The 16,248-nt window shown below is 70.3% G+C and carries 9 protein-coding genes and 1 pseudogene; 6 read left to right on the forward strand and 4 right to left on the reverse strand.

Translation table 11 applies throughout. From position 1 onward, the window contains the following. The first annotated feature begins 552 nt into the window (after positions 1-552). The 3 genes and pseudogenes from ACZ7LU_RS31440 to ACZ7LU_RS31450 all read left to right on the forward strand — a co-directional run bounded on the left by ACZ7LU_RS31440 (position 553) and on the right by ACZ7LU_RS31450 (position 5,009). Positions 553-1,196 (forward strand): annotated as a pseudogene (locus ACZ7LU_RS31440) (ComEA family DNA-binding protein). Continuing rightward, on the forward strand, positions 1,193-3,841 hold the full coding sequence (locus ACZ7LU_RS31445; RefSeq protein WP_471918659.1) for a ComEC/Rec2 family competence protein: 2,649 nt from the start codon (positions 1,193-1,195) through the stop codon (positions 3,839-3,841). Before ACZ7LU_RS31440 ends, ACZ7LU_RS31445 begins: the two are co-directional and overlap by 4 nt. Positions 3,842-4,124: 283 nt before the next feature. Continuing rightward, positions 4,125-5,009 carry a YceI family protein gene (locus tag ACZ7LU_RS31450; protein WP_398298505.1) on the forward strand — a complete coding sequence of 295 codons (885 nt, stop codon included), beginning with the start codon at positions 4,125-4,127 and terminating at the stop codon, positions 5,007-5,009. Positions 5,010-5,027: 18 nt separating this feature from the next. Here ACZ7LU_RS31450 and ACZ7LU_RS31455 read toward each other — a convergent pair whose 3' ends face one another. Next, positions 5,028-5,273, reverse strand: a complete 246-nt coding sequence (locus ACZ7LU_RS31455; RefSeq protein WP_471217748.1) for a hypothetical protein — start codon at positions 5,271-5,273, stop codon at positions 5,028-5,030. A 77-nt stretch (positions 5,274-5,350) separates the two neighbouring features. Here ACZ7LU_RS31455 and holA point away from each other — a divergent pair, with 77 nt between their 5' ends. Beyond that, positions 5,351-6,343: a DNA polymerase III subunit delta gene (gene holA / locus ACZ7LU_RS31460; RefSeq protein WP_398297688.1), complete on the forward strand. Its 993-nt coding sequence runs from the start codon at positions 5,351-5,353 to the stop codon at positions 6,341-6,343. 417 nt (positions 6,344-6,760) lie between these two features. Here holA and rpsT read toward each other — a convergent pair whose 3' ends face one another. Next, complete coding sequence (gene rpsT, locus ACZ7LU_RS31465) at positions 6,761-7,027, reverse strand: 30S ribosomal protein S20 (RefSeq protein WP_365355753.1); 267 nt, start codon at positions 7,025-7,027, stop codon at positions 6,761-6,763. A gap of 217 nt (positions 7,028-7,244) precedes the next feature. On the opposite strand from rpsT, the gene lepA reads away from it, so the two are divergent. Then, positions 7,245-9,116, forward strand: coding sequence for a translation elongation factor 4 (gene lepA / locus ACZ7LU_RS31470; RefSeq protein WP_471918660.1), 1,872 nt, complete (start codon positions 7,245-7,247; stop codon positions 9,114-9,116). 294 nt (positions 9,117-9,410) lie between these two features. Further along, entirely contained in the window at positions 9,411-11,300 is a 1,890-nt protein-coding gene (locus ACZ7LU_RS31475; protein WP_468083017.1) for an AMP-dependent synthetase/ligase, read from the forward strand. A 58-nt stretch (positions 11,301-11,358) separates the two neighbouring features. On the opposite strand, the gene ACZ7LU_RS31480 is transcribed toward ACZ7LU_RS31475, so the two are convergent. Together ACZ7LU_RS31480 and ACZ7LU_RS31485 are read right to left on the reverse strand one after the other, a co-directional pair. Next, a complete protein-coding gene (locus tag ACZ7LU_RS31480; protein WP_471918661.1) occupies positions 11,359-11,943 on the reverse strand; it encodes a response regulator in 585 nt (194 codons plus the stop codon). 12 nt (positions 11,944-11,955) lie between these two features. Beyond that, positions 11,956-16,059: a HAMP domain-containing protein gene (locus ACZ7LU_RS31485; RefSeq protein WP_398297682.1), complete on the reverse strand. Its 4,104-nt coding sequence runs from the start codon at positions 16,057-16,059 to the stop codon at positions 11,956-11,958. Between the last annotated feature and the right edge of the window lie 189 nt (positions 16,060-16,248).

A 16,248-nucleotide genomic window follows, 5' to 3' on the forward strand; every position in this document is an offset into this window, starting at 1 on the left:
GCTCTCCCGCTTGAACCCCCTCCCTTTGGGCTCTCTTGCTTGAGCTCCCTCGTGTGGGTGACGGAGTTATCCACAACTGCCGAGTAATCCACGGAATTTGAGCAAGATCAACAGCTTTCTGCCGCTGTGCCTAACGTCGTCGGCATGGCGATTCGATCACTTTCCAGTTCCAGGACAGCTTCCGCGACGAGCGGCCCCGGCCGCGCTCCCGCGTCCGACGGCCGAGCCAACCACCGTCAGGCCCGTGAGCGGGCCCGCCGCAGACGAGCCTCGGCCGCCTCCCCGGCCGCCTCTGCGGAGGCGGTCCGGCTGCGGGCGGAAAGCCTCTTTGCCGAGCCGCAGTCGCCCTCGCGACTGTCGGGGTCTCCGCGGCTGGACGTGGCGGCTGCCGACGCCGAGTTGGTGGGCGGGGCTCCGGTCGGGGGCGGATCGGTACCGCGTGCGTCCCTGCCCGCGCCGGGGTGGGCGCGGGAGGCGGAGGTGGGGGCGAAGGTGGGGGAGCCACCTGACCCAGGTGGGGAGGCCAGGCCGGGGCCCTCGCGGCGGGAGCGGATGGGGCTCGCCCTGCGGGAGCGGCTGCCCGTGTGGCTGCAGTCGCGGTGCGGTCTGGAGCGGCGCAGCGTGGTCGCTCTCGTCGTGGTCCTCGCCGTCGCGGCGGTGTTCGCGGTGCAGCACTTCTGGTCGGGGCGGACCCAGCCCGTGCGGCCGCCCGAAGTGGTGCGTGCGGCGGGCGCCGCCACTGACCGGGGCGCGGAACCGGCTCCGTCGCCGGGCCCTCCGGCGCACGCGGGACGGGCCTCGGGGAGCGGGGGCGGTGCGGGCGGCCCGGGCGGCCCGGGTGGTGCGACGGCCGCCGGTGGCGCCGCGGGCGTGATCGTCGTGGACGTCAGCGGGAAGGTCCGCCGCCCCGGGGTGCATCGGCTGCCCGCCGGGTCCCGGGTGGCCGACGCCCTGCGGGCCGCCGGCGGGGTCAGGCCCGGCACGAAGACGGACGGTCTCAACCGGGCGCGGTTTCTCATGGACGGCCGACCGCCGAGCAGCTCGACCAACTCCCTGGCGTCGGCCCCGTGTTGGCGCAGCACATCCTCGACTACCGCGCGGAGCACGGCGGTTTCCGCTCCGTCGAAGAGCTCCGCGAGGTCAATGGCATCGGTGACCGGCGCTTCGCCGATCTCCAGGATCTCGTACGGCCATGACGCGCCCGGCAGTTCACCTCGCGTCGGGTCACCGGCTCGGTGCCTCGAACCCCCGGCAGGAAGGCCCGGTCGACCTCAGGCTGGTGCCGCCCGCACTGGCGGCATGGGGAGCGGCGGCACTGATGCTGGACGCCCCGATGCGGTGGGCGGTCACCACGGTGGCGGTCTGCGTGCTCGTGGCTGGAGCGCTGATGGTGACGTGGACGGTGGGGCGGCGGCAGTCCGTGGGGCGGCGGGAGCGGACGCGGCGGCGGCAGTGGGGAAGACTCTCGGTGGCCGCGGTTCTGCTCTGCACCGCCGGGGCGACGGTCTCCGCGGCTCTGCACGGCGCGGACCTGAGCCGTGGCCCCGTCCCCGTGCTGGCCGCTGAATACGCGGAAGCGGAGGTGGAGTTCAAGGTCATGTCCGACCCCCGGCGCTCCCGGCCTCCCGTCGCGCGTGCGCACACGATGCCACCCACGGTCGTCCTGGACGCCGAGGTCGTGCGGGTCAGGGAGGCGGACGGGACATCGACCGCGACGCGCACGCCGGTCCTGGTCGTCGTGCGGACGGGGAGCCCGGACTCCGCGAGGAGCGTGGGCAGGGGTGGTGTGGCCGCGCAGCGGGGAGCGGGCTCCGGTGGCGGCGGCGGGGTGGTGGGGCGGGGTGCCGGTCCCGGTGACGTGGCCGGGGAGCGAGGAGGCGGTCCCGAGGGAGGCTGGCTCGCGTTGTTGCCGTCGACACGGGTGCGTGTGCAGGCACGGCTGGCGCCGCCCTTGTCGAAGGGGGAGCGCGTTGCTGCGGTGCTGCGGGTGTCGGGGGAGCGGGCGCCGCGGGTGGTCGGGGCGCCGTCCGGTGCGCAGCGGCTGGCGGGGCAGTTGCGGGGCGGGCTGCGCGAGGCCACGGACGGTTTGCCGGCCGACGCCCGCGCACTGCTCCCCGGACTCGTCATCGGGGACACGTCACGGGTGCCGGCCGAGCTGGACCAGGCCTTCCGGGCGACCGACCTCACGCACCTGCTCGCCGTCAGCGGTGCGAACCTCACGATCGTCCTGGTCCTGCTCATCGGACCGCAGGGCACCGCCCAGCGGGTCGAGCGGCGCGGTCTGGCACCGAAGCTGGGCATTCCGTTGCGGACGACGGCGGTACTCGGCGGGGCGCTCACCCTCGGATTCGTCATCGTCTGCCGACCGGACCCGAGCGTGCTGCGGGCCGCGGCGTGCAGGCTGATCGCGCTCCTCGCCATCGCCACCGGGCGACGCAGGTCCCTCATCCCCGCGCTCGCCGCGGCGGTTCTGCTGCTCGTCCTGTACGACCCCTGGCTGGCCCGGAGTTATGGGTTCCTGCTCTCCGTCCTGGCCACCGGCGCCCTGCTCACCCTCGCGCCGCGCTGGGGGGCCGCACTGTGCGGCCGAGGGGTCCCGCCGCGGTTCGCCGAGGCGCTGGCCGCCGCGGCCGCGGCGCAGGCGGTGTGCGCGCCCGTCGTCGCCGTCCTCGCGGCCCGGGTGAGCCTGGTCGCGGTGCCGTGCAACCTCCTCGCGGAGTTCGCGGTCGCGCCCGCCACCGTGCTCGGCTTCGCGGCGCTGGCGGCGGCGCCGGTCGCGATGCCCGTCGCCAAGGCGCTGGCCTGGGGCGCGAGTTGGCCCACGGAGTGGATCGCGGAAATCGCCCGCACCGGGGCGGCGCTCCCCGGGAGCGGGGTCGACTGGCCGGGCGGCTGGCGCGGCGGCCTCCTGCTCGCGGTGGCCACCGTGGTCGTCGCCCTGGTGGGACGCAGGATCGTGCGGCACCCCTGGCTCATTACGGCCTGTGCCGCGCTCCTCTTCCTCGTGATCGTCCAGCCGCCACCCGTCACCCGGGTGATCGCGGGCTGGCCGCCACCGGGATGGCGCATGGCGATGTGTGATGTCGGGCAGGGCGATGCCATGGTGCTCGCGGCGGGCGACGGCGCGGGGGTGGTGGTCGACGCGGGGCCCGACCCGGTGGCCGTCGACCGCTGTCTGCGTTCGCTCGGGATCACGCGCGTGCCGCTCGTCCTGCTCACGCACTTCCACGCCGACCATGTCGCGGGCCTGCCGGGGGTGCTGCGAGGGCGAGCGGTGGGAGAGGTCCAGACGACGGGGTTCCAGGAACCGCCGGAGCAGGCCGCGTTCGTGCGGGAGCAGGCTGCGGCGGCACGCGTTCCGGTGGTCCCGGCCGTGGCGGGGGAGCGGCGCCGGGCGGGCCCCTTGGACTGGCAGGTGCTGTGGCCCACGGCGGGGCCGGTGCCGCGACCCGAGGGGCCGAACGACGCGAGTGTCACCCTGCTCGTGCGGACGGGAGGGCTGACCTTGCTGCTCCTCGGGGATCTGGAGCCGCCCGCCCAGCGAGCCCTGCTGCGCACCCCGGCCGCCGCGTCGCTCGCCTCCGTGGACGTGCTCAAGGTCGCCCATCACGGCTCCGCCCACCAAGACCCGGAGCTCCTGCGCAGGGCGGCACCGCGGCTGGCCCTCATCTCCTGCGGCGCCGACAACTCGTACGGACATCCGTCGCCGGTCACGCTGGCGGCGCTGCGGGCCGGGGGAGCGCAGGTGATGCGTACGGACACGCAGGGGGCGATCGCGGTGGTGGGGTCGGGGTCCCGGTCGGCGGCACCACGGCTCGAAGTGGCCACCCGGCCGCCTTGAGCAGGGCCTAGCCACCTCCGCGCCCCGCCCAGGCCTCTTGCCAGCGCCTCCCGCCCCCACCTCTCGCCCAGCCTGGGGCTACCGCGGGGAACCCGTCGTGAGCAGGCACGATGTGGAGGAGGGAGGGCCAATTCGGGCCAGTCGCGACACTTCGCGGCGCATCGGCAGCATTCCCGTGATCTGGGTCCGTGTTGCATCGAAAGCCGCAACGGTGATCGAATGCCTCTTCGTTGCAGTTTGCAGGTGTTGTGGTGTTGTCAAGCAAGGCGGGGGTGTGTCGCACGTGTTCGGCCGTTGGCTGGGAAACCGTACGAATCGGGCTGGACGGACGAGACCGTTGTCGGCGCTCACGGTTCCGTCGAGCGCGGGGGTGCTCAGCTGCCGGGTGCTCGACCCGGTCAACGAGCCCGTGCGGAACGCGGAGTTCGCCGTCAGCGACGCCATGGGCCGCAAGGTCGTCAGTGGGGGCACTGACCCCTTCGGATCGTTCGTCACCGCTGTTCCGGCCGGGGACTACCGTCTCGCGGTCTCGGCGGAGGGGTTCACTCCGTACCGGGCGAGCGCCACGGTCGCGGAGGACGCGCACGCCTCGCTCGGCGACGTCACCCTCCAGGTCGCCCCGCCCCCGGCGCTCCCCGAGCCCGGCGACTGGGAGATCGACCCGCTGCACTCCTCGGTGGCCTTTACCGCGCGGCACATCGGGCTCGCCCGCATTCGCGGCCGGTTCAACAGCTTCGCGGGTGCGATCAGGCTGGGCGAGCGGATGGAGGAGTCCGCGATGCACGTCGTCATCGACGCGGCCTCCATCGACACCGCGGTCACGATGCGCGACGACCATCTGCGGTCCGGTGACTTCCTGGACGTGGCGCGCTACCCGACGATGGAGTTCTACAGCGACCGCTTCGTCCACAAGGGCGGCAGCCGCTGGGCGATATCCGGCGGCCTGACGCTGCACGGCGTGACGCGTACGGTGACGCTCGACACGGAGTACCTCGGCATCGGCAAGGGCCTCGAAGGCGAGACCCGCGTCGCCTGCCGCGCCACCACCGAACTGCACCGCGACGACTTCACGATCAGCTGGCAGACGATGCTCGCTCGCGGTATCGCCGCCGTCGGGCACAGCATCACGATCGACCTCGACATCCAGGTCATCCCCAAGACCGGCTGACTTTCCCCAGCGGGGGACCTACGGGGCCTCCAGCCAGCCCTCGTGCTCGGCGGCCAGTTCGTCGAGGGCCGCGGGGTCGAGGCGGGACGCGGGGTCCTCGACGACCACCAGCCACTGGGCGTCCTCGGCGTCGTCCTCGCCGGCGAGGGCGTCGCGGACGAGCTGGGGTTCCTCGGTCACGCCGAAACGGTCGGGGAGCTCTTCGGCCACCGTCTCCGCGGCATCGCGGTCGGGCAGCACCAGGACATGTCGTACGTCGGTCACCGGACCATTCTCCGACAGGGGCCGGGCGGGGTCGGGACGGGGCGGGGTGTCAGTGCCGCGTGGGATGCTTGACCGCGATGGCCAGGAAGACAGATACCGCAGCGTCGGACCCGCTCGCTCCCCTCACGCTCGCCGTGGGGCAGGAGGAGCTGCTCCTCGACCGCGCCGTGCAGCAGGTCGTCGCGGCCGCCCGCGCGGCCGACGCGGACACGGATGTGCGCGACCTCACCTCCGACCAGCTGCAGCCCGGCACCCTCGCCGAGCTGACCAGCCCGTCGCTCTTCGCCGAGCGCAAGGTCGTCGTCGTGCGGAACGCGCAGGATCTGTCGGCGGACACGATCAAGGACGTCAAGGCGTATCTGGCGTCGCCCGTCGAGGAGATCACCCTCGTCCTGCTGCACGCGGGCGGTGCGAAGGGCAAGGGCATGCTCGACGCCGCGCGCAAGGCGGGCGCGCGCGAGGTCGCCTGCCCCAAGATGACCAAGCCCGCGGACCGGCTGTCGTTCGTGCGGAGCGAGTTCCGGACCCTGGGGCGTTCGGCGACCTCGGAGGCGTGCCAGGCGCTCGTCGACTCGATCGGCAGCGATCTGCGGGAGCTCGCCTCGGCGGTCTCCCAGCTGGCGGCTGACGTCGAGGGCACGATCGACGAAGCGGTCGTCGGGCGGTACTACACGGGCCGTGCGGAGGCCTCCAGCTTCACGGTCGCCGACCGGGCCGTCGAGGGGCGGGCCGCCGAGGCGCTCGAAGCGTTGCGCTGGTCCCTTGCGACCGGGGTCGCTCCCGTCATGATCACGAGTGCTCTTGCGCAGGGGGTGCGGGCGATCGGGAAGCTTTCGTCCGCGCGTGGTGGCCGTCCCGCCGATCTCGCCCGTGAGCTGGGCATGCCGCCCTGGAAGATCGACCGTGTCCGTCAGCAGATGCGGGGGTGGACGCCGGATGGCGTGGCTGCGGCGCTTACCGCCGTTGCGGCGGCGGATGCGGGGGTCAAGGGGGGCGGTGATGACCCGGAGTATGCGTTGGAGAAGGCCGTGGTCGCGATTGCTCGGGCGGCGCGGGCCGGGCGCCGCTGAGCGCTGCGCTTGGCTTGGGCGGGGGTGCCTTGCCTGGCTGGCAGTGCCTTGTCGTCTGCGGGCCGTCGTGGCTGTTTGCGCAGTTCCCCGCGCCCCTGGGTGGGCTGGTGGTGCCCTGTCGTCTGCGGGCCGTTGTGGCTGGTCGCGCAGTTCCCCGCGCCCCTGAAGGGGCCCAGCCGCGCCCAGTCACGGCCCCGCGCCACACAACCCCGACGCGAGACTTACCCCCCACACCCCAGCCCCCCAGACCCCCAGACCCCCGGGCACAGCAATGCCCCCGGAGTGGGTCCGGGGGCATTGGCGCAGCGTGGCGTACTGCGTGCGTCTGTCCGCGATTCGAGGTAGAGGGCTCGAATTACCCTCGCGGGAGGATTGATCACCGCCCCGGCGTACTGCGTACTAGCCGGGGAAAGGGCTTCAGCCCTTGAGGGCCGCGGCCTTCGTCGCAAGCGCCGACTTCTTGTTGGCGGCCTGGTTCTTGTGGATGACACCCTTGGAGACGGCCTTGTCGAGCTGGCGCGTGGCCTCACGCGTGAGCTCGGCGGCCTTCTGGGTGTCACCGGCGGCAACGGCCTCGCGGGCCTTGCGGATCGCGGTCTTCAGAGAAGACTTGACCGCCTTGTTGCGCTGACGCGCCTTCTCGTTGGTCTTGATCCGCTTGATCTGGGACTTGATGTTCGCCACGAAAGAGCCTTTTCAGGTTCAGGTACTGCAGAGGTACTGCAGATGAATTTGATGACACGCGCCTCGACGCTTGAGAGGGCTACGAGACACAGCTGTCCACGGTACCAGCCGCCCTCGGACCGGCCCAAACCGAGCGCAGTGCGCCACCCATGGGACGATGGAAGCTACGTATAGATCCGACCCGAGGCTACAGGCGCCTCAAGAGACAGGACCCTGCGTGCCCGCGACCCCTAACAATGTGCCCGAGCCGAGCCGTACCGACCCGGCTCTGATCCGCAATTTCTGCATCATCGCGCACATCGACCACGGCAAGTCCACGCTCGCCGACCGCATGCTCCAGCTCACCGGGGTGGTCGAGCAGCGGCAGATGCGTGCTCAGTACCTCGACCGGATGGACATCGAGCGCGAGCGCGGCATCACGATCAAGTCCCAGGCGGTGCGTCTGCCCTGGGCCCCGAACGAGGGCCCGGACCAGGGCAGTACGCACATCCTCAACATGATCGACACCCCGGGCCACGTCGACTTCACATACGAGGTCTCGCGTTCGCTCGCGGCCTGTGAGGGCACGATCCTCCTCGTCGACGCGGCCCAGGGCATCGAGGCGCAGACTCTCGCCAACCTCTATCTGGCGATGGAGAACGACCTCAAGATCATCCCCGTACTGAACAAGATCGACCTGCCGGCCGCTCAGCCGGAGAAGTTCTCCGAGGAGCTCGCCAACCTCATCGGCTGCGACCCCGCGGACGTGCTGAAGGTCTCGGCGAAGACCGGCATGGGCGTCGAGGCGCTGCTCGACAAGGTCGTCGCCGAGATCCCGCCGCCGGTCGGCGTCGCGGACGCGCCCGCCCGCGCGATGATCTTCGACTCGGTCTACGACTCCTACCGCGGCGTCGTGACGTACGTACGAGTCGTCGACGGCCAGCTCAACAAGCGTGAGCGGATCCGGATGATGTCCACCGGCGCCACGCACGAGCTGCTCGAGATCGGTGTGTCGTCCCCCGAGATGACCTCGGCCGACGGCATCGGCGTCGGTGAGGTGGGCTACATCATCACCGGCGTGAAGGACGTCCGTCAGTCCAAGGTCGGTGACACGATCACCTCCCTGCACAAGGGCGCCACCGAGGCCCTCGGCGGCTACAAGGACCCGAAGCCGATGGTCTTCTCGGGTCTGTATCCGCTGGACGGCTCGGAGTACCCGGACCTGCGCGAGGCCCTGGACAAGCTCCAGCTCAACGACGCCGCGCTCGTCTACGAGCCGGAGACGTCCGCCGCGCTCGGCTTCGGCTTCCGCGTCGGTTTCCTGGGGCTGCTGCACCTCGACGTGATCCGTGAGCGGCTCGAGCGCGAGTTCGGGCTCGACCTCATCGCCACCGCTCCGAACGTGGTCTACCGCGTGATCATGGAGGACGGCACCGAGCACACGGTCACCAACCCGAGTGAATTCCCCGAGGGCAAGATCGACGAGGTGTACGAGCCCGTCGTGCGCGCCACGATCCTCGCGCCGAGCGAGTTCATCGGCTCGATCATGGAGCTGTGCCAGAACCGGCGCGGCGTCATGCTCGGCATGGACTACCTCTCCGAGGACCGCGTCGAGATCCGCTACACGCTGCCGCTCGCCGAGATCGTCTTCGACTTCTTCGACCAGCTGAAGTCCAAGACGCGTGGTTACGCCTCGCTGGACTACGAGCCCACGGGCGAGCAGTCCGCGCAGCTCGTCAAGGTCGACATCCTGCTGCACGGCGACAAGGTCGACGCGTTCTCCGCCGTCACGCACAAGGACGCGGCGTACGCGTACGGCGTGCGGCTCGTCGCCAAGCTGCGCGAGCTCATCCCGCGCCAGGCCTTCGAGGTGCCGGTGCAGGCCGCGATCGGCTCCCGGGTCATCGCCCGCGAGACCATCCGCGCCATCCGCAAGGACGTCCTCGCCAAGTGCTACGGCGGTGACATCTCCCGTAAGCGCAAGCTCCTGGAGAAGCAGAAGGAGGGCAAGAAGCGCATGAAGATGGTCGGCTCCGTCGAGGTGCCGCAGGAAGCCTTCATCGCGGTGCTCTCCAGCGACGACAGCGGCCCCGGCAAGGGCAAGAAGTAGTCGCCCCGCCGCGGTGGAGCGGCAGCCACGCGGGCCCGGTGCGCAGACGCACCGGGCCCGCGGCGCGTTGCGGCGGGCCTGCTCGTTCCGTTTGGGTGTCTGGAGGAAGTGACAGGCAGCTGCCCCTTACGCACGACGCGTCGGAGCTCTACTCTGATCACCACTCGTAGGTTACTCACAAGTTAAACAAGTAGCCGCAGGGACATAAGCAGAGCCAAGAAGCAGACACAAGAAGCAGATACAAGAAGCAGCCGCCAGCCAGTTCGCCGCACCGTCGTGGGCCCGGAGGATGTCGTGAGCGACACACAGACCTTGATCGAGAACCGTCCGCCGTCCGTGGCGCATCTCTTCCTGGAGCGCGTGGCGGCCACGCCGGATGCCGAGGCCTACCGCTACCCCGTCCCGGCGGCCTCCGGCGAGGGCCCCGACGACTGGAAGTCGCTCAGCTGGGCGCAGGCCGCCGAGCGCGTCCACGCCATCGCCGCCGGGCTCGTCGAGCTCGGCCTGCGGTCGGAGGACCGGGTCGCCCTCGCCTCGTCCACGCGCGTCGAGTGGATCCTCTGCGACCTCGCCATCATGTGCGCCGGCGCGGCCACCACGACCGTCTATCCGCAGACCAACGCCGAGGAGTCGGCGTACATCCTGGCCGACTCCGGCAGCCGGGTGCTGATCGCCGAGGACGCCGCGCAGCTCGCGAAGGCCCGCGAGAAGCGGGCCGACCTGCCCGAGCTGCGGCACGTCGTGGTGCTCGACCCCAAGGGCGCGGACCCCGTCGACGGTGACCCCGAGGGCTGGGTGCTCACGCTCGCCGACCTGGAGGCCCGCGGCGCCGCGCACCTGGAGAAGAACCCGGAGCTCATCAAGGAGCGCATCGCGGCGATCACCAAGGATCAGCTCGCCACGATCATCTACACCTCCGGCACCACGGGCCGCCCCAAGGGCGTGCGCCTGCCGCAGGACAACTGGTCGTACATGGCCAAGGCCATCGCCGCGACCGGCCTCCTCGGCCCGGACGACGTGCAGTACCTGTGGCTGCCGCTCGCGCACGTCTTCGGCAAGGTGCTGACCTCGGGCCAGATCGAGCTCGGGCACGTCACCGCCGTCGACGGCCGCGTCGACAAGATCATCGAGAATCTGCCGGTCGTGCAGCCGACGTACATGGCGGCCGTGCCCCGCATCTTCGAGAAGGTCTACAACGGCGTCGCGGCCAAGGCGCGCGCGGGCGGCGGCGCCAAGTACAAGATCTTCCTGTGGGCCGCCGAGGTGGCCCGCGAGTACGCGAAGGTCAGCCAGGACAACTTCCGCAGGACCGGCACGGCCTCGGTGCCCTTCGGGCTGCGCGCCAAGCACAAGGCCGCCGACACTCTCGTCTACTCCAAGCTGCGCGACGCCTTCGGCGGCCGGCTGCGCGCCGCCGTCTCCGGGTCGGCCGCGCTCGCGCCCGACATCGGCTACTTCTTCGCGGGCGCCGGCATCCACATCCTGGAGGGGTACGGCCTGACCGAGTCCTCCGCGGCCTCCTTCGTGAACCCCGGCGAGGCCTACCGCACCGGCACGGTCGGCAAGCCGCTGCCCGGCACCGAGGTGCGCATCGCGGACGACGGCGAGATCCTGCTGCGCGGCCCCGGCATCATGGAGGGCTACCACGGCCTCCCCGACAAGACCGCCGAGGTCCTGGAGTCCGACGGCTGGTTCCACACCGGGGACATCGGCGAGCTGTCCGTCGACGGCTATCTGCGGATCACCGACCGCAAGAAGGACCTGATCAAAACGTCCGGCGGCAAGTACATCGCGCCCGCCGAGGTCGAGGGCCAGTTCAAGGCCGTGTGTCCGTACGTCTCCAACATTCTCGTGCACGGCGCCGACCGCAACTTCTGCGCCGCCCTGATCTCCCTCGACGAGCCCGCGATCCTGGAGTGGGCCAAGGAGAACGGCCTGGAGGGCAAGTCCTACGCCGAGGTGTGCGCGGCTCCCGCGACGGTCGAGCTCATCGACGGCTATGTGCGGCAGCTCAACGAAGGCCTGCAGCGCTGGCAGACCATCAAGAAGTTCCGGCTCCTGCCGCGCGACCTCGATGTCGAGCACGGCGAGCTGACGCCCAGTCTGAAGCTGAAGCGTCCGGTGGTCGAGCGGGAGTACAAGCACCTGATCGAGGAGATGTACGCGGGTTCGCGCGAGGCCTGAACGCGCGGGCACACGGCCCGGGGTCCTGGGGCCTCTCGTGCGCGGCCGGGGCGTCGGCCTAGGCGCCCCGGCCGCGGCGCATCTCCTGCACCAGTTCTTCCATGTGCGTCACGTGGCGGCGCAGTTCGAGGACGTCCTTGAGGCTGCTCGCGGCCATATGGGTCTCGATCGCCGAGAGCCGCGCGGCCAGCTCGTCGAACTGGCGCTGCTCGCGGGCCAGGATCCGCTCCAACTGTCTGTTCTTACGGTGCAGTTCGAGGAAGACGGTGACCTTGGCGCGCAGCACCCAGGGGTCGAACGGCTTGGTGAGGTAGTCCGCCGCTCCCGTCGCGTAACCGCGGAAGGCGTAGCCGGCGTCGTTGTCGGTGCCCGTCAGGAAGATGATGGGCACGTCCTTGGTCTGGTCGAGGCGTTTGATGTTCGACGCGGTCTCGAAGCCGTCCATGCCGGGCATGCGGACGTCCAGCAGGATCACGGCGAATCGTTGCCTCAGAATCGCCTTCATGGCCTCCTCGCCCGAACGGGCCCGCACCAACGGCTCGTTCAGTGATCCGAGGACGGCTTCGAGCGCCATCAGGTTGTCCTCCATGTCGTCGACCAGGAGGATGCTCGCGCGGTTGTCGGTTGGGGCCTCTGCACTCATGGTCACGGTGCCTCACTCGGTTGTCGGCGGAACAGCGCCTTCTCCTCGAGTGCTGGTCTGTTCCGGAGCGACAGTCTCTGGATCGGGGGATTCGGCGGAAGCGGGCTGCTCGGCGGTGGCCGAGCCGGCGGGGTCCAGGAGGGCACAGACGACGCCGAGCAGCTGGTCCACGTCCACGGGTTTCGGTACGTAGTCGGTGGCGCCCTGGGCGATGGCCTTCTCGCGGTCCCCGGGCATGGCCTTGGCGGTGAGGGCGACGATGGGCAGGCCCCGCCAGCGCGGACTGCGACGGATCGCGGCCATGGTTTCGTAGCCGTCCATCTCCGGCATCATGATGTCCATCAGGACGATGTCGACGTCCGGATTGCGCTCCAGCGTCTCGATGCCCTCGCGGCCGTTCTCCGCGTACAGGACGGGCATGCCGACGCGGCTCAGCACATGGGTGAGCGCGAAGACGTTGCGGATGTCGTCGTCGACGATGAGCACCCTGCGGCCCGGCAGTATGCGGCCCGGGCGCCCTTCCTTCCACTCCTCCAGCTTGGTGGGCGCGGGCCAGCTGTCGTCGGGTTCCAGGCTGGTGTGCGGCCGCAGCGCGGCCTGTTCCATCGGCTCCGGCAGGTGCTGCGTGTGCGTCGCCGCGTACGCGATGGCGGCCGCGCCGTGGCCCGGATGCACCACGGGAACGTACAGCGAGAAGGTCGAACCCTGGCCGGGGGAGCTCTCCGCGGTGATGCGGCCGCCGAGCAGGCCCGCGATCTCGCGGCTGATGGAGAGGCCGAGGCCGGTGCCGCCGTACTTGCGGTTGGTGGTCCCGTCGGCCTGCTGGAACGCCTCGAAGATGACCGGCAGCTGCTCGGCGGGGATGCCGATGCCGGTGTCCCTGACGGCGAAGCAGAGCAGGTCTTCGTGGTCGTGCACCAGCCGGTCGCGGGCGGTCTCCTTGACGCGGCTGACGCGCAGCTCGACGCTGCCCGCCGAGGTGAACTTCACCGCGTTCGACAGGAGGTTGCGCAGGATCTGCTGGAGGCGCTGCTCGTCCGAGAACATCTCGCGCGGCACGTCCTCGCCGACCGACACGTCGAAGGCGAGCCCGCGGTCGAGGGTGAGCGGGCGGAACGTCGCGTGGACGTAGTCGAGGACCTTGATGAGCGGGAGCTTCTTGGGGCGCACGTCCATGCGGCCGGCCTCGATCTTCGACAGGTCGAGGATGTCGTTGATGAGCTGGAGCAGGTCGGATCCCGAGCGGTGGATGGTCGTCGCGAACTGCACCTCTTGGTCGGAGAGGTTGTTGTCGGGGTTGTCGGAGAGCAGCCGCGCCAGGATCAGCAGGGAGTTGAGCGGGGTGCGCAGCTCGTGCGACATGTTCGCGAGGAACTCCGACTTGTACTGCGAACTCGTGGCGAGCAGCGCCGCCTTCTCCTCCAGCTCCGCGTTCGAACGGCGCAACTCGGCCTGCTGGCGCTGGAGTTCGTCCGAGCGCTCCTGGAGCTGGGTGGCCAGGCGCTGGGACTCGCCAAGCAGCGACTCCGTACGGGAGTTGGCGATGATGGTGTTGATGGCGACGCCGATGGTGTTCACGAACTGGTCGAAGAACGCCAGGTGGACGTCGGAGAAGCGGGAGAACGTGGCCAGCTCGATCACGCCGAGCAGCTTGTCCTCGAAGAGGATCGGGATGATCACGACGGTGGCGGGAGCCGCGTCGCCGAGCCCCGAATGGATCTTGATGTAGTCCCGCGGGACCTCTTCGACGAGGATGCGCTTCTTCTCCAGCGCGGCCTGGCGCACCAGGCCCTGCGCGGGCATCCCACCGGTGTCGACGACCGAGCCCTGCGCCGCGCCGTACCCCGCGATGAACGCGAGGCCCTTCGCGGTGACCTGGGTGGGCGCCGGGCTCTCCGCGGTGTCCGGGTCGGCGAGGAAGAACGCGCCGTACTGCGCGTTCACCAGCGGGGTCAGCTCGCGCAGGATCAGGTCGGCGACCTCCATCAGGTCGCGGTGGCCCTGCATCAGGCCCGCGAGACGGGCGAGGTTGGACTCCAGCCAGTCCTTCGCACGGGTGGTCTCGCGGAGGTTGGACACCATCAGGTTGATGTTGTCCTTGAGGTCGGTGACCTCGCCGCGCGTCTCGACCGTGATGGCGCGGGTCATGTCGCCCTGGGCGACGGCGGAGGCGACCTCGGCGATGGCACGGACCTGGGTGGTGAGGTTCAGCGCCAGTTCGTTCACGTTCGTCGTCAGGCGCTTCCACGTGCCGTACACGCCCTCGACCCGGGCCTGGCCGCCCAGCTGCCCCTCGGAGCCGACCTCGCGGGCCACACGCGTGACCTCGGAGGAGAACGAGGACAGCGTGTCCACCATGGTGTTGATGGTGGTCTTCAGCTCCAGGATCTCGCCGCGTGCGTCCACGTCGATCTTCTTGGAGAGGTCGCCCTGGGCCACGGCCGTCGCGACCTGCGCGATGTTGCGGACCTGACCCGTGAGGTTGTCCGCCATGTAGTTGACGTTGTCGGTGAGGTCCTTCCACACGCCCGATACGCCGAGGACCTGCGCGCGGCCGCCGAGCCTGCCGTCCGTGCCGACCTCGCGGGCGACGCGGGTCACCTCGTCGGCGAAGGCGCGCAGCTGCTCCACCATGGTGTTGACGGTGTCCTTCAGCTCCAGGATCTCGCCGCGCGCCGTCACCGTGATCATCTTGGAGAGGTCGCCGTTGGCGACGGCGGTGGTGACCTGGGCGATGTTGCGGACCTGGGAGGTGAGGTTCGACGCCATGAAGTTGACGTTGTCGGTGAGGTCCTTCCACACGCCCGAGACGCCGCGGACCTGGGCCTGACCACCGAGGTTGCCCTCGGTGCCGACCTCGCGGGCGACGCGGGTGACCTCGTCGGCGAAGGCCGACAGCTGGTCGACCATCGTGTTGATCGTCGACTTCAGCTCCAGGATCTCGCCCTTCGCCTCCACCGTGATCTTCTTGCCGAGATCGCCCTGGGCGACGGCCGTCGACACGAGCGCGATGTTCCGCACCTGGGAGGTGAGGTTGTCGGCCATGAAGTTGACGTTGTCGGTGAGGTCCTTCCAGACACCGGAGACGCCCCGCACCTGGGCGCGCCCGCCCAGATTCCCCTCGGTGCCGACCTCGCGGGCGACGCGGGTGACCTCGTCGGCGAAGGCCGACAGCTGGTCGACCATCGTGTTCACCGTCGACTTCAGCTCCAGGATCTCGCCCCGGGCGTCGACGGTGATCTTCTGGCTCAGGTCGCCGTTGGCGACGGCGGTGGTGACCTGGGCGATGTTGCGGACCTGGGAGGTGAGGTTGGACGCCATGAAGTTGACGTTGTCGGTGAGGTCCTTCCACACGCCCGAGACGCCCCGCGCCTGCGCGCGGCCGCCCAACTGCCCCTCGGTACCGACCTCACGCGCCACGCGCGTCACCTCGGCGGCGAACGCGGAGAGCTGCTCCACCATCGTGTTCACGGTCAGCTTCAGTTCGAGGAGCTCACCCGTGGCCTCCACGGTGACCGTGCGGGTCAGGTCGCCCTGCGCCACCGCCGTGGTGACGAGGGCGATGTCCCGCACCTGGGCCGTCAGCCGGGCCGCCATCGTGTTGACGGCCTCCGTCACGTCCCGCCAGCTGCCCGAGAGCCCCCGCACCTTGGCGCGCCCGCCGAGCCGCCCCTCCGTGCCCACCTCGCGGGCGACACGCGTGACTTCACCCGTGAAGAGGGACAGCTGATCGACCATCGTGTTGACGGCACGTCCCAGACGGCGTAAATCTCCCCGGAGTTCACGGGTGCCGTCGTGCAGGTCCACGCGCTGCGTCAGATCGCCGCCCGCCACCGCGTTCAGCACCCGGGTGGCGTTCGCCGCCGGCGCGACCAGCGCGTCCAGCAGGGTGTTGACCTCCGAGACCCGCGCCGCCCAACGGCCCTGTCCCGGGCTCGCGCCGAACCGCTCGTCCAGACGACCGTGCCGTATGATCTCGCGGCGCACGCGGACCAGTTCGCCGTCGAAGTGGAGCGAACGGTCGAGCATTTCGTTGAAGACCGCGTACAGCTCGGCGGTGATGCCCTCGCCGACCGGTGCGACCTTGGTGAAGTCGCCGTCCCGTGCGGCGCGCATGGCAGCGAGAAGCGGACGCAGCTGACTGGTGACCGATTCCGTGCCGGAGCCGGTCATCTGCGCCGGAACCGGAAGCCGATCTCGCGGGGACACAGGCATAGCACTGTTCTCACTCATAACGGCCCACTTCGGTGACTCGGTGCTTATGGGCGTGGCCAGTCTGTCACTCTGTCGGTGTCGCCTGAGGCG

It is taken from the genome of Streptomyces sp. NPDC039462 (genome assembly GCF_055639375.1).